This window comes from Pseudomonas ovata, from assembly GCF_003131185.1.
GTDB classification, from domain to species: domain Bacteria; phylum Pseudomonadota; class Gammaproteobacteria; order Pseudomonadales; family Pseudomonadaceae; genus Aquipseudomonas; species Aquipseudomonas ovata.
In genome coordinates this window covers 1-11,897 of record NZ_QFFU01000011.1, presented here as the reverse complement: position 1 = coordinate 11,897, position 11,897 = coordinate 1, and the positions used below count along the sequence as shown (strand labels likewise).

The 11,897-nt window shown below is 61.1% G+C and carries 12 protein-coding genes and 1 pseudogene; 6 read left to right on the top strand and 7 right to left on the bottom strand.

Features of this window, described 5'->3' with window-relative positions:
- Window positions 1–56: 56 nt before the first annotated feature.
- The 3 genes from DGA31_RS15975 to DGA31_RS15965 all read right to left on the bottom strand — a co-directional run bounded on the left by DGA31_RS15975 (window position 57) and on the right by DGA31_RS15965 (window position 1,832).
- Window positions 57–665, bottom strand: a complete 609-nt coding sequence (locus DGA31_RS15975) for a LysR substrate-binding domain-containing protein (RefSeq protein ID WP_109513209.1) — start codon at window positions 663–665, stop codon at window positions 57–59.
- Window positions 666–685: 20 nt separating this feature from the next.
- Window positions 686–946, bottom strand: a complete 261-nt coding sequence (locus tag DGA31_RS15970; protein ID WP_056836341.1) for a LysR family transcriptional regulator — start codon at window positions 944–946, stop codon at window positions 686–688.
- A 280-nt stretch (window positions 947–1,226) separates the two neighbouring features.
- Entirely contained in the window at window positions 1,227–1,832 is a 606-nt protein-coding gene (locus DGA31_RS15965; protein WP_056836339.1) for a DJ-1/PfpI family protein, read from the bottom strand.
- Window positions 1,833–1,942: 110 nt separating this feature from the next.
- Here DGA31_RS15965 and ftrA point away from each other — a divergent pair, with 110 nt between their 5' ends.
- Entirely contained in the window at window positions 1,943–2,896 is a 954-nt protein-coding gene (ftrA, locus tag DGA31_RS15960; protein WP_056836336.1) for a transcriptional regulator FtrA, read from the top strand.
- 15 nt (window positions 2,897–2,911) lie between these two features.
- Here ftrA and DGA31_RS15955 read toward each other — a convergent pair whose 3' ends face one another.
- The 3 genes from DGA31_RS15955 to DGA31_RS15945 are packed head-to-tail and all read right to left on the bottom strand — an operon-like array spanning window position 2,912 to window position 5,353.
- Window positions 2,912–3,853, bottom strand: a complete 942-nt coding sequence (locus DGA31_RS15955; RefSeq protein WP_109513208.1) for a hypothetical protein — start codon at window positions 3,851–3,853, stop codon at window positions 2,912–2,914.
- Between the two features lie 30 nt (window positions 3,854–3,883).
- A complete protein-coding gene (locus tag DGA31_RS15950; RefSeq protein WP_109513207.1) occupies window positions 3,884–5,020 on the bottom strand; it encodes a lysozyme inhibitor LprI family protein in 1,137 nt (378 codons plus the stop codon).
- Between the two features lie 51 nt (window positions 5,021–5,071).
- Complete coding sequence (locus DGA31_RS15945; RefSeq protein WP_056836487.1) at window positions 5,072–5,353, bottom strand: hypothetical protein; 282 nt, start codon at window positions 5,351–5,353, stop codon at window positions 5,072–5,074.
- Window positions 5,354–5,602: 249 nt separating this feature from the next.
- On the opposite strand from DGA31_RS15945, the pseudogene DGA31_RS30780 reads away from it, so the two are divergent.
- Together DGA31_RS30780 and DGA31_RS30775 are read left to right on the top strand one after the other, a co-directional pair.
- A pseudogene (locus DGA31_RS30780) lies at window positions 5,603–6,688 on the top strand (cache domain-containing protein); the annotation flags it as partial.
- 87 nt (window positions 6,689–6,775) lie between these two features.
- A complete protein-coding gene (locus DGA31_RS30775) occupies window positions 6,776–7,543 on the top strand; it encodes a methyl-accepting chemotaxis protein (RefSeq protein ID WP_421957974.1) in 768 nt (255 codons plus the stop codon).
- A 63-nt stretch (window positions 7,544–7,606) separates the two neighbouring features.
- On the opposite strand, the gene DGA31_RS15935 is transcribed toward DGA31_RS30775, so the two are convergent.
- Complete coding sequence (locus DGA31_RS15935) at window positions 7,607–8,077, bottom strand: hypothetical protein (RefSeq protein WP_109513205.1); 471 nt, start codon at window positions 8,075–8,077, stop codon at window positions 7,607–7,609.
- A gap of 316 nt (window positions 8,078–8,393) precedes the next feature.
- Between DGA31_RS15935 and DGA31_RS15930 the strand changes: the two genes are divergently transcribed.
- The 3 genes from DGA31_RS15930 to DGA31_RS15920 form a co-directional block, all read left to right on the top strand.
- Entirely contained in the window at window positions 8,394–9,614 is a 1,221-nt protein-coding gene (locus DGA31_RS15930) for an MFS transporter (protein ID WP_109513204.1), read from the top strand.
- A 61-nt stretch (window positions 9,615–9,675) separates the two neighbouring features.
- Entirely contained in the window at window positions 9,676–10,449 is a 774-nt protein-coding gene (locus DGA31_RS15925; RefSeq protein ID WP_109513203.1) for an AraC family transcriptional regulator, read from the top strand.
- Between the two features lie 177 nt (window positions 10,450–10,626).
- Window positions 10,627–11,897, top strand: a 1,271-nt coding sequence (locus DGA31_RS15920) for a methyl-accepting chemotaxis protein (protein WP_109513202.1), incomplete at its 3' end; no start/stop codon positions are given.

The following is an 11,897-nucleotide window of genomic DNA, read 5'->3' as shown; positions in this document are numbered from 1 at the left end:
CCAGCTCTCGGAAATTCAGCTACTGTGTATGAGCCCCTGACGGGACAATCGTTGCATCAAAGTTGATTGCAGTCCTGTGGCAAGGGGCGCGCGGCCTGAAAAGCCGGTGCCCTTTTCAAGGCGTCGATGACCACCGCAGCGGCGTTGGACAACAAGGATGACGGCCGTGCCACGACACTGATACGGCGGCTCACCGGCACTGGCAGGGTCAGGTACTCCAGCCCCGGATTGGGCCGTGGCAGCAAGGCACTGGGCAATACCGTCAGGCAATGGCCCTTGATCACCAGGTCCAGCAAGGTCTCCAGGCAGCTTAGCTCGCCGCGATGGCTCAGGCGAAACTGGGCAGCGGCCAGTTGACTGTGCAGCCGGTCGAGTCCCGGATGACGCCAGGCCACATACCGTACGGTCTGTGCCATTTCAGCCAGGCTCTGGGCAGTGTTCCTGAGGTGACGGGCAACCACCATGACATAGTGGTCAGACCAGCGATGGTGTTCGATATGGTGCTCGTCAAGCACGGTGCTGGGCAGGATGAGGATGTCGGCCGCTTCACGGCGCAGGGGGTCCAGGCTGGGGTGCAGGTCGGTACTGTGTAATACACTCAACTGGATATCAGGGTAATACCGGGCGAGAAAATCAAGCGAAGGTCCCAGGTTGGTTTCCTGCATATGCGTGCTGTAATGGATGGCTACAGTGCCACTGACTCCATTTTTTTTAGTTGCTCAAGCGTGGCCAGCATGTTGCTCAGGGTCTGGGTGATGATCTTGCCTTCGGGGGTCAGCGTGCAGCCTGTGCGGCTGCGGATGAACAGGCGCTTGTCGAAGTAGTCTTCAACCTCCTTGATGGCATAACTGATATTCGACTGGCTGCAGCCCATGATAGCGGCAGCCTCGGAGAAAGAACCATGCTGAGCAACGGTCTGAACGATCTTGAAGAAATGGGTTTTCATGTTTCCTTGACTCTGTGGACGCAAGCCTGCGATCAGGCGGGTGGGGATGGCGAATGCGTCTTGCCCTGCTCCCTGGCTAGGTAGCAAATATGGCAACAGATCAAAGGCAATGCACACGAATATGCGCATCGGCTACACCGTTGACCAGGCCTGTATGACGGGCACAACGGCGCAATGCCCCGAATGACGGGGCAAAGCAGGGTCAGGTCTGGCGCCGCTCCTGCCGGCGCTGCTGTGCGTGTAAAAGACGTGTTACATCAGGCCTCGTGACGCAGACCTGTCAGTCGTTTTCAGTCCAGTCGAAGTCCATCTGCAACGCGGTACGCTCGGCCAGCGCACGGTCGTGCAAGCGCTCGACCAGGTGCAGGCTCATGTCGATGCCGGCCGAAATGCCCGCCGACGTCACGAACGCGCCCTCGTCCACCCAGCGCAAGGTGCTGAGCACATCGATCGAGGGGAACATCTCCTTGAGGTCGGCAATGTCTTCCCAGTGCGTGGTCACCTGTCGACCGGTCAGCTTGCCGGTGCGGGCCAGCAGGAAGGCACCGGTGCAGACGGCAGCCACTACGCGGCCGGGCACCGACTGCTGGCTGATCCACTCGATGACATCGGCCTTTTCCATCTCGGCGGTAATCACGCCACCGGGCACGATCAGGCAATCCAGCGGCGGATGGTCATGGATCGAGTAGTCCGGGTCGACCTTCAGGCCTGCCCGGGCCCGGACGGGCGCGGTGGTACGGCCGATGGTGAAGACATTGAACAGCGCACGGTCGTCACGGCTGTTGCGCCCGTGCATGCGTGTGGCGGTGGTAAAGACTTCGTAGGGCCCTGCGAAGTCCAGGACTTCGACGTCGTCAAATACATAGATACCGATATTGAGTGACATATGGAACGGGCTCCGAAAAAATGATTTCACCTCAGTGACAGGGCAAAGATTACGCAGTAGCATCAAGGCCAACTACTGTCGGTAATGCCAATATCCGGTCACATGCTGCCATGAAGAATCATCTCGTCGTCGCGCTCATCTACAACCAGTTGTGCACCTTCGAATTCGGCTGCACGGTCGAGGTGTTTGCCCTCAAGCGCCCGGAACTGGGCGTGCCCTGGTACGAGTTTGCCACCTACGCGGTGGACGACGGCCCGATCACCGCCGCTGGCGGCATCACCATCACCCCCACCGCAGGCGAAGTGCTGCTGGAAAGCGCGGACACCATCATCGTGCCCGGCTGGCGCGGTGTCGAAGCCGAAGTGCCACAACGCCTGATCGACCAACTGCAGGCCGCCCATGCCCGTGGCGCGCGCATCTGCTCGATCTGCACCGGCGCCTTTGTGCTGGCCGCCGCCGGCCTGCTCGACGGCCACAAGGTCACCACGCACTGGCGCTTCACCGACCTGCTGGCCAGCATGTACCCGGCGCTGAGCATCCAGCCCAACGAGCTGTACGTCGATGAAGAAACCATCGTCACCGCCGCAGGCTCCGCGGCCGGCCTGGACATGATGCTGCACCTGGTGCGCAAGGATCATGGTTCGCGCGTGGCCAACATGGTCGCCCAACGCATGGTCATCCCGCCGCACCGCGAAGGTGGCCAGTCGCAATACGCCACCCGCCAGCTGGTCAGCACCAGCGATGCGCCCATTTCCAACCTGATGGACTGGATCCGCAGCGATCTGCAGCGCCCGTTGACCATCAAGGACATGGCCGACCGTGCCGCCGTGAGCACCCGTACGCTGCATCGCAGTTTCATGGAATGCACGGGGCTGACGCCATACGACTGGCTGCTGGGTGAGCGGGTGGCCTACGCCAAGGAGCTGCTGGAGTCCTCGCGGGTCAGGCTCAGCGAAGTGGTGGAAAAGGCCGGCTTTGGTTCCGAGGAATCGTTCCGGCGGCATTTCCGCAATCTGGTGGGGGTGAGCCCGATGAGCTATCGCAAGCAGTTTGCGCGGGCTTGAGGGCCCGCTGACGGATCACTGAATACCGTCAGCATGAAACTCAAGATACTCCCGCCACGCCAACGGTGCCTTGCGCTCATCAAGAAACGCCTGCTTTTGCGATACGTCGAGCGAGTCCCAGAAAGGCTGGAAATACAACGCCCACCATCCCAGCAGAGTGCCCTGCATATTGCCCAGCCCTTGCGGGTTGAAGTCAGGAAACACGACCCACGGCGCAGGCGGCGTGATGGGCAGCTCGCGCACGGCCTGCACCAGGGCGGCGCTGTGGGTGATCATGATCACTGCATGCCCGTCGAACTCGGCGTTTTCACGCCATGACAGCACTTCACCCTCAGCATTGCCAAGCGTGACGAAACGCGCCGTGCGCGCTATTTCAGTGGTGAGCCCCTGGCGTTCGATAAGGCTGTGCAACCGTTGCCGGCTGGCGGCGCAGGGCATGAAGGCCATCTGGTAGGCGCCCATGCCCACGGACGCCAGCGACCGTACCCACGGATAACCTTCGCGAAGTGCCGGCAGCCGCGGTGGAAAATGTCCGGCAATGTCCTTCAGCTCCTGTGCCAGCCCCGAGGTTTTTCCGACGGCGACCTTACGCCGGCACCAGGCATCCAGCCCGGCGCAGGCAAGGATGGCCGCCAGGGTAAAGGCCCCTTGGGCAACACCATAGAACAACGCCCGCAACGGGTGGTACGGCAGCAACCACAAGGGAATCAGCGCCACCCACACCGCCCACAGCAACAACCTGATCCGCAGTGACGGTATCAACGCCAGCACCAGGTTGATGCCGATGAACACCTCGAAGAGAAACCGGCTGGTCAGCCGGATATTCACGCCCCGTGACGTCAGCCCGCCATTGATCGAGCCGTAGAGATGGGCCACGAAGTCGTTGAGAAAAACGTAGCCCACGCAAAAAAGCCCGTGGATCAATATGCCGCAGAGCATGCGCCGCCACAGGGTCATGACGTCAAACTTGAGCTGTTGGATTTCACATCAGTCATCCGGCGCTATGGCCATCATCAACTGGTCATCCTCCAGGTAAATGACGCCTTCCCGACCATTGACCTCCATCGGGGTCGGGCTGTGGACCTGCGTCTTGTCGTCCACCTCGATAATCTTGCTCAGCGTCTTGTCGACCAGGTCAGCACGCCAGATAAAGCTCAGGCTGTTGATGAAATACACCACCGGGCGCGACGGGTTCCAGGTGGGGTTGTAGATCAGCCATCGGGTTTGCGGGCCATTGCCGGGCGCAATGTCTTCTGACTTTCCGACATGGCTGTAATACATGCCCAGTTGGCCGTAACCGTTGTCAGCAGAGAACAACAAGACCGCCTTGGCGTTTTCCAGCGAGCGGGAAAGCGACCGGTGCAGCAGACTGCTTTCCCGCGGTGCCGCATTGGAGCCCAGCACGTAGGACATGCCCTTGAACTCATAGGTGCTCATCTGCTGGCGGTAATAAAGCATGCCATCAATCAGGCCGGCATAATGTTTGCCCTCATCGTTGCCCCCGATATCGTCAGCCCCGTCCAGGCAAATGTTCTCGGCAATGGTGTGCAGGGTCGGTCGGGGTCCCGGGAACTTGTCGACGTACTCGTACAAATTGCCCCGGTAACAGAACAGGCTTTTATCGAAGTCCCCGGAAAACAGGATGACATGCATGATGCCTGAGCGCCGGGTAGCGGCAACAATATAGCGCTGGCGACCCAGGTCGCCTTGCGGCATGCCGGACAGCGTCCAGCGCGGCCACGGGTGATCACGCTGAACATAACCCTGCCCGGTCGGCAACGGCTGCAGGCTCTTCGGATTTACCGACGACTTTTCCGGCACCGGCGTCAGGAAACGCACCTGCCGTGTGTAAGCATCCTCCAGGCACTCGACCGTCTCACACTCGTCACGCACGCTTGCCAGCCAATCGCTCTGGATCGACTGCAACGAGCGCTGGTTTTTCAGCGGTTTGAAGGCGGCCGCCAGTTGCTCATCGAGCAATGACAATGAAGGTGTATCGCAAATCATGTGTTCAACGTCGGCCGTGGCCTTGCGGCAGTCGAAACTGGCGGCCTGCGCCTCTGATCCATCAAACAGCGACAGGGCACTTGCTGCCACCATCACCTGGCATATCCAACGCTTCATAAAAGGTAATCCAGCCAAGGGAAAACAGGGAGTGTCGCGAAAAGACAGGTGTTACGGCGCGCACCAGGTGCGGACATCGCGCCGGTCAAAACCTGCACACCGATTGCGCTTGGCAATCAGCCGGTAAGGCATCTGTGGGGTATAGGCAAAGTAGTAGTAATTGACCCGGTCTTCACCGTAGATCCAGTAATTGGAAGATCCCTGGTTGATTTCATAGGGCTCGAAGGTCCAGATCGATGACTCGGCCGGAATGAAGTTGTTGCGCTCCGTCAACAGCATCCAGGCATTGGACAGCACCGGCGCGCCCAGCCAGAGGCCGGCCAGCACCGACATGGCCAGCGCCAGGATGAGTCTCGGTCTGAAGCGCAGCTGCGCAGGATTCACTCGGTCACCACTCCCTGGGATACACACCTTTTCATTCCCCGGTGCACAAAGTCCTGAATCTTAAAGCCTGGTCGCTGTGTCTGCACAGGATGGTTTACCCACCTTGCTTCAAGTTTTGCTGTTATTGGCCGACACAAACCAGGCAAGTCGCCCCTGTAGCCGGCCATTTGCGCATCCTCCTAAACAGATGGTCTGCCCATGAATATCAAGAACAAGCTGGTGCTGGCGTTCATATCGGTGGCGTTCATTCCGGTGAGCGTGGTGGCCGTGATCGCTATCCTGAATACGCGTACCCAGGCATTCGAGCAATTTGTCGACGGCAGCACGCGGGAGATGCTGCAGATTGACGGCAACATTCGTCAGTTCTTCGACGGCACGGCGCAGAACGTCGACCAGATGTCGACTGACCCGGCCTACAGCACTGTCGAGACCTTGAAGGATTATCGAGGCGCCAACGCCGCCAGCGAGCCGCTTCCCGCCCCAGCCGCCCAGACCATCGAGCGCTTTGCGCGCTACGGCGCCACGCACCCTTCGGCCGCGATCCTCTCGATCGGCCTGGAGGATGGCACCTATGCCAAATGGCCGGATGACCCACAACTGGCCAACTACGATCCACGCGCACGCCCCTGGTATAAAGCGGCGATGGCCAGCCCTGGCAAGAGTGTGCGTACACCGGCCTATTACTACGCCAAGGACGACGTCGCCCTGGTGGGCAGCGCCCGCACCTTGCTGGACAGCGCCGGCAAACCCAAGGGCGTCTTTGTCGTCAGTGTTTCGCTCAAGAACCTGACTGAACTGATCAAGAGCATCAAGCTGGGCAAAAGCGGCTACGTCATGCTGGTCGAGGATGGCGTGGTGCTGGTCGACCCGCGAGACGCGGGGCACAACTTCAAACCGCTCAAGGAACTGGGCGCGCCTTACGCACAACTGGCAAGCACTGAACAAGGCGCCACTGAAGTTGAAATCAACGGCGTGCGCTACATGGCCAACGTCTGGACATCGCCTGTCCTTGGCTGGCGCTATGTCGGCTTGATCGAACATGACGAGGTCATGGCCGAGGCCACGCGGATGACCTACCTGACGATGTCCATTGTCGCGATACTGGTGCTGATCTTCGGGCTGGTGGCGGCCGCCTTCTCCCGGATCATCGTCAAACCCATCAACCAGGTGAGCCACGGCTTGCAGGCCATTGCCCAGGGCGAAGGTGATCTGCGCAAAGAGTTGTCGGTGCAAGGCAAGGACGAGACGGCCGAACTGGCAGGCTGGTTCAATAAATTCCTGGGCGCCATCCGCCAGTTGATTCAGCACATTGGTGCGGCATCGACCAACCTGCAGGATGCCTCGCGCACCAACAGCGAGGTCGCCACCAACATGAACAAGGCGGCCGAGCGCCAGCGTGAGGCGGTCGAGCTGGTCTCCACGGCATTCAACGAAATGGTGGCCACCGCCAACGAAGTGGCGCGCTCGTGCAGCGGCGCGGCAGGCTCTGCCGAGAACGGGCACCGTCGAGTGGCCGAGGGCAAGCAACAGATCGAGGCCACCACCGACAACGTCAATCGGCTGGGCCGGCGCCTGACCGAGTCGTCCCAGGCCATGCTGGAGCTGGAGGCCGGCAGCCGCAGCATCAACCAGATCATCGGCACCATCCGCAGCATTGCCGAGCAGACCAACCTGCTGGCCCTCAATGCCGCCATCGAAGCGGCCCGCGCGGGTGATCAGGGCCGTGGCTTTGCCGTGGTGGCCGATGAAGTCAGGGCGCTGGCCAAGCGCACCTCCGACTCCACAGGCGAAATCGAACAGTTGCTGGGCACGCTGGGCAGCAAGACCGAAGAAGTGACGCTGAAGATGGAAAGCTGCCTGGACCTCTCGCGTGCCAGCGTCTCATCCATTGAAAGCGCGCGCGACAGCTTTGAAGGCATCCAGCTGTCGGTCAACGAAATACGCGATCAGAACCTGCAGATTTCGGCCGCCGCCGAAGAGCAGCACAGCGTGGCCGAAGAAATCAACCGCCACATCCAGCAGATCTACGACGATGCCCAGCTGGTTGAAAGCCTGGCCCATTCGGCCCAGGACGACTCGGGACGCCTGTCGGACCTGTCGCAAGAGCTGAACCGGCTGGTGGGACGCTTCAAATCCTGACATGCCTGGCAAGACCCGCTCCCTGGTACAACCGGAGCGAGTCTTGCGTTCATATGTCCCGCCTCACTCGCTGTGCCGGTCACAATAAAACACCGTACGCCCCGGCTGTTTGGGATCGTCGATCAAAAACGGCGTAGCGCCGTCATCACGGTTGAATGCAATGCCCTTGAACCGCGCCCGCAGCCTTTGCTCGACCACGGGGCGGCTTTCTTCCAGATACACCGCATGCACGCTGAACGGCCCGCGATAGGGAATGACCACCTCACTTACGGTCAACCCGTAGAACGTGTCCTTGATGCAATAGAACGCTGCCTCATCAAGGCGGCACGGCTGCAACCGGCGCTCGGTAAAATAGGCGCCTGTGGCCTTGCTGGTATTGGCATCAAGGTACACATCCTTGATATCACAGGCCTCGATGCCCTGGAACTGCTGCTCCAGGGTGGTGTGAGTACACCCGACCGAGGCCACAGACAAGGCCGCGACCGCCGTCGCCCTGAGTGTTCTGCAAGAAAAAATGCTGCTGACAGCAGGCATGAACCTGTACTCCTTTACCTGAAAACGATAATCCTGATCGCAACCGGAAGCGGTCTGTGCCCCCGACACCTGCGGGGCCCATGGGGTATGCGCGCTCTGCAGCGAGCACGGATCTTAAGCCAGGCCGCGGCCCGGAAGAAGCCATTGGCCGCCATCACTGCACGAATAAGCGCAGATTGTCCTAAACGCAACAGTCACCGCCCATAGCGCGCGAGACAGGCATTGCGTAACCCCCTACGCTGGCCAGACCTTCACAGGCGGCGGGCCTCATCCGGCAAGCCGTCATGTCTCTGGCCCCTGCGTACAGTGTTTGCTCATGACAATACAGACCGCGATACCCGGCACGTCCTCGCCTGCCGCTCATCCCCATGCGCCGTCAGGCTTTTTGCTGCCCGTCGTTGGCGCGGCAGCCTTTGCCCATCTGCTCAATGACCTGATCCAGGCCGTGCTGCCGTCCATCTACCCCCTGCTTAAAAGCGATTTTTCCCTGAGTTTTGCGCAGATTGGCTCGATTGCGCTGATCTACCAGGTTACCGCTTCGTTGTTGCAACCCTGGGTGGGGATGTACACCGACAAGCGTCCGCTGCCCTGGCTGCTGCCCTCTGGCATGGTGATGACCCTGGTCGGCGTGGCCTTGCTGGCTTTTGCCGACAGCTACGCGATGCTATTGGTCGCCGCCGCCGTGGTCGGGGTCGGCTCGGCGACCTTTCATCCGGAGGCCTCGCGGGTCGCACGGCTGGCCTCGGGCGGACGCTTTGGTACCGCGCAATCGACCTTTCAGGTCGGCGGCAATACCGGCTCGGCCATCGGGCCGTTGCTGACCGCGGCGGTGGTGATTCCGTACGGGCAGTCGGCGATTGCCTGGTTCATGCTGGCCGCCGCGCTGGCAATCTGGGTGCTGGTGCGCCTGGCACGCTGGAATCTGCGTCATGGCCAGGCCACGCTCAAGCGCATGCCACCCAGCCTGGCGTCGGGACTGACATCAAGCCAGGTCGTGCGGGCCATGGTCGTGATCTGCCTGCTGATGTTCGCCAAGTTCGTCTATATCGCCTCATTCACCAACTACTTCACCTTCTACCTGATCGAGCGGTTCGGGGTGAGCGTACAGCAGAGCCAGCTGTATCTGTTCGTATTTCTTGCCGCCGTGGCATTGGGCACCTTTGCCGGCGGGCCGGTGGGTGACCGCATCGGGCGCAAGGCGGTGATCTGGGTCTCGTTCCTGGGCGTGGCGCCCTTTGCCCTGGCCCTGCCCTACGCCAACCTGGCGTGGACGGCGGCGCTGGCAGTGGTCATCGGCCTGGTGATGTCCTCGGCGTTCGCCGCCCTGGTGGTCTATGCGCAAGAGGCCGTACCCGGCCGGGTCGGGATGGTCTCGGGCATCATGTTCGGGCTGATGTTCGGCATCAGCGGCATCGGTGCCGCAGGCCTGGGCGAGTTGGCCGACCGGTTCGGCATCGTCTGGGTCTACCAGTTGATCGCCTGGCTGCCCTTGCTGGGGCTGGTGACCGCCTTGCTGCCGAAAACCCGCGTGCGTTGATACCCATGCCGTGCAGGGTGTTCTACAGTGCGCCCTGCACTTTGATGACTGTTTAAGCACCATGATCCGATCACTGCAAGAACACGTAGCCGAAATCGACGCCAGCGCCGGGTCGATCACCAGCAGCGCCACGGACTACCCGGAAAACTGGTTCATTGCCTCGCACAGCCATGCCAGGCATCAGCTTATCTATGCCATCGAAGGCGTGATGGTGGTGCACTCGGCCGCCTGTCAGTGGGTGGTGCCACCCAGCCGCGGTATCTGGATGCCCTGCGGGCAGCCGCATGCCGTGCGCTGTGTGGGCGCGGTAAAAATGCGCAGCGTGTTCGTGCAGCCCGAGTGCACGGCGGGTCTGCCGACCCGGACCAAGGCGGTGAGCATCTCGGCCTTGCTGTGCGAGCTGATCAAGGCCTCGGTAGGGCTGGACATGAGCGGCCCCGAAGACTCGCGCACCGGGCGGATCATGCGCTTGATCCTCGACGAGATCGTCACCTTGCCCACCCTGCCCCTGGCCTTGCAGCAACCCACCGATCCGCGCCTGAAAACCATCTGCACCACCTTGCAGGACAACCCCGGCGACAGCAGCACCCTGGCCCTGTGGGCACAGCGCCTGGCGGTGGATGAAAAGACCATCCAGCGCCTGTTCCACAAGCAGACCGGCATGACCTTCGGGCAATGGCGCCAACAGGCACGGCTCTTGATGGCGCTGGAACTGCTGGCCTGCGGCGAACGCATCATCGATGTGGCGCTGCAACTGGGGTACGACAGCCCCAGCGCATTTACCACCATGTTCAAACGGCAGTTCGGCGTGACGCCCAGCGGGTTTTTCAGGTAGTACCGGAACCCGAGTCTTGCCTACGAAAGCGCCATGTAGAGCCTTGGCCGCTCAAGAATACCGTCTGTCGGCCGAAACCCTCTCGCAGCATCTTGAAATCCCGGTCGTCCTGGGAGGAGCCGCCTGCGTGCATCTGCGGTGGCGCAATCATGGTTGATAAAGCAATCCGGAGCCTACATGAACATCAAGCAAAAGCTGACGGGGGCGTTTGCAATCATCGCGTGCCTGCCCATCGTGGTCGTCGCCAGCATCGTCATCCTCAACCTGCGCAGCGAAGCCACCGAAGGTTTTATCGACAGCAGCGGCCGCGAGATCCGCCAGATCGAGAACGCCATGCAACTGTTCTTCGAAGGCATCAGCCAGAATGTCGACTACCTGGCCAGCAATCCGCTGCTGCGCAATTCCGGCAATGACGTGAAAAGCTACATGAGTGCCAACGCCGCGAGCACCGCGCCGTCGGAAACGGACCGGCAGATCACCGCCCTGTTCACTCGCATCATCAAGAGCCACCCGGCCTATGCCTATGTCCAGCTGGGCTTGAGCAACGGCAGCTATGCTATCGGCCCCGAAGAACCGCAGCTAAGCAACTACGACCCGCGTACTCGTCCCTGGTACAGCCTGGCCATGGCCAACCCTGGCAAGACTCTGCGCACCGAAGCGCACTATTGGGCCGCCGATGATGCCGTGCTGGTCAGTACTGTGCGCGCCATTCCCAACGCATTGGGCAATCAGGGTGCGGTGATCAATATCGACGTGTCGCTCAAACAACTGACCACCCTCGTCAAGCAGATCAAGCTGGGCGAGACCGGCTACCTGATGCTGATGGAGAACAACGGCACCGTGCTGGTCGACCCCAAGCAACCCGAGCACAACTTCAAGAAACTGGCCGAACTGGGCGGCGGCTACAGTGAGCTGGCCAAGACAGGCCAGGGCCTGCGTCAGGTACAAATCAACGGCGAGCACTTTATGGCCAACATCTATCCTTCGGCACAGTTGGGCTGGAGCTTCATCGGCCTGATCCGCCAGGATGAAGTCATGGCCTCGGCCAATAAACTGACCTGGCTGATCGGCATTATCGCCGCCGTGCTGGCCGTGGTTTTCGCCCTGGTCGGTGCCAGTTTTGCCAGCCTGATCGTGCGCCCGATCAACAGCGTCTCCACCGGCCTTGAAGGCATTGCCCAGGGTGAAGGTGACCTGACCGTGACCCTGGCGGTGCGCGGCAACGACGAAACCGCGCAACTGGCCGGCTGGTTCAACCAGTTCCTGAGCGCCATCCGCAGCCTGATCCAGCACATCGGCCAGGCCGCCACGCGCATTCTTGATTCGTCACAGAGCGCCACCCGCGTGTCCGGTGACATGGCCGAAGCGGCCAACCGCCAGCGCGAAGCGGTGGACATGGTCTCCACGGCGTTCCATGAAATGGTCGCCACCGCCAACGAGGTCGCCCG

What these genes read in the sequence shown, in the direction of transcription:
- DGA31_RS15975 (WP_109513209.1), bottom strand. Translation starts at nt 665, where the DNA reads ATGCAGGAAACCAACCTGGGACCTTCGCTTGATTTTCTCGCCCGGTAT.
- DGA31_RS15970 (WP_056836341.1), bottom strand. Translation starts at nt 946, where the DNA reads ATGAAAACCCATTTCTTCAAGATCGTTCAGACCGTTGCTCAGCATGGT.
- DGA31_RS15965 (WP_056836339.1), bottom strand. Translation starts at nt 1,832, where the DNA reads ATGTCACTCAATATCGGTATCTATGTATTTGACGACGTCGAAGTCCTG.
- ftrA (WP_056836336.1), top strand. Translation starts at nt 1,943, where the DNA reads ATGAAGAATCATCTCGTCGTCGCGCTCATCTACAACCAGTTGTGCACC.
- DGA31_RS15955 (WP_109513208.1), bottom strand. Translation starts at nt 3,853, where the DNA reads ATGACCCTGTGGCGGCGCATGCTCTGCGGCATATTGATCCACGGGCTT.
- DGA31_RS15950 (WP_109513207.1), bottom strand. Translation starts at nt 5,020, where the DNA reads ATGAAGCGTTGGATATGCCAGGTGATGGTGGCAGCAAGTGCCCTGTCG.
- DGA31_RS15945 (WP_056836487.1), bottom strand. Translation starts at nt 5,353, where the DNA reads ATGTCGGTGCTGGCCGGCCTCTGGCTGGGCGCGCCGGTGCTGTCCAAT.
- DGA31_RS30775 (WP_421957974.1), top strand. Translation starts at nt 6,776, where the DNA reads ATGAACAAGGCGGCCGAGCGCCAGCGTGAGGCGGTCGAGCTGGTCTCC.
- DGA31_RS15935 (WP_109513205.1), bottom strand. Translation starts at nt 8,077, where the DNA reads ATGCCTGCTGTCAGCAGCATTTTTTCTTGCAGAACACTCAGGGCGACG.
- DGA31_RS15930 (WP_109513204.1), top strand. Translation starts at nt 8,394, where the DNA reads ATGACAATACAGACCGCGATACCCGGCACGTCCTCGCCTGCCGCTCAT.
- DGA31_RS15925 (WP_109513203.1), top strand. Translation starts at nt 9,676, where the DNA reads ATGATCCGATCACTGCAAGAACACGTAGCCGAAATCGACGCCAGCGCC.